This window comes from Alkalicoccobacillus porphyridii (assembly GCF_007293315.1).
In the GTDB taxonomy this organism is placed as follows: domain Bacteria; phylum Bacillota; class Bacilli; order Bacillales; family Bacillaceae_D; genus Alkalicoccobacillus; species Alkalicoccobacillus porphyridii.
The window spans coordinates 1-362 of sequence record NZ_VLXZ01000080.1 but is presented as its reverse complement, the minus strand read 5'-3'; the positions used below and the strand labels follow the sequence as shown (position 1 = coordinate 362).

Here is a 362-nt window from a genome sequence, read left to right as displayed (position 1 = left end):
GGCTCCACAGGTAGGACTCGAACCTACGACCGATCGGTTAACAGCCGATTGCTCTACCACTGAGCTACTGTGGAATATATGTATAAAACAAAAAAAAGCCCGGCAACGTCCTACTCTCGCAGGAGGAAGCCTCCAACTACCATTGGCGCAGAAGAGCTTAACGGCCGTGTTCGGCATGGGAACGGGTGTGACCTCTTCGCTATTGCTACCGGACTTTTTAGGCTGTCGACAAGCGACAAACCATTGTTGAGAGGATTCTCTCAAAACTAAACCGTGCTCACACATATCTTTTCACCATGATTTTGGATAAGTCCTCGACCGATTAGTATCTGTCCGCTCCATGTGTCGCCACACTTCCACTC

At 49.4% G+C, this 362-nt stretch carries 1 tRNA gene and 1 rRNA gene; both read right to left on the bottom strand.

Annotation, left to right across the window (positions count from 1 at the left end):
• Nucleotides 1–2 precede the first annotated feature (2 nt).
• Nucleotides 3–74: transfer RNA gene (locus FN960_RS20960), tRNA-Asn, on the bottom strand.
• 23 nt (nucleotides 75–97) lie between these two features.
• A 5S ribosomal RNA gene (rrf, locus tag FN960_RS20955) occupies nucleotides 98–213 on the bottom strand.
• Between the last annotated feature and the right edge of the window lie 149 nt (nucleotides 214–362).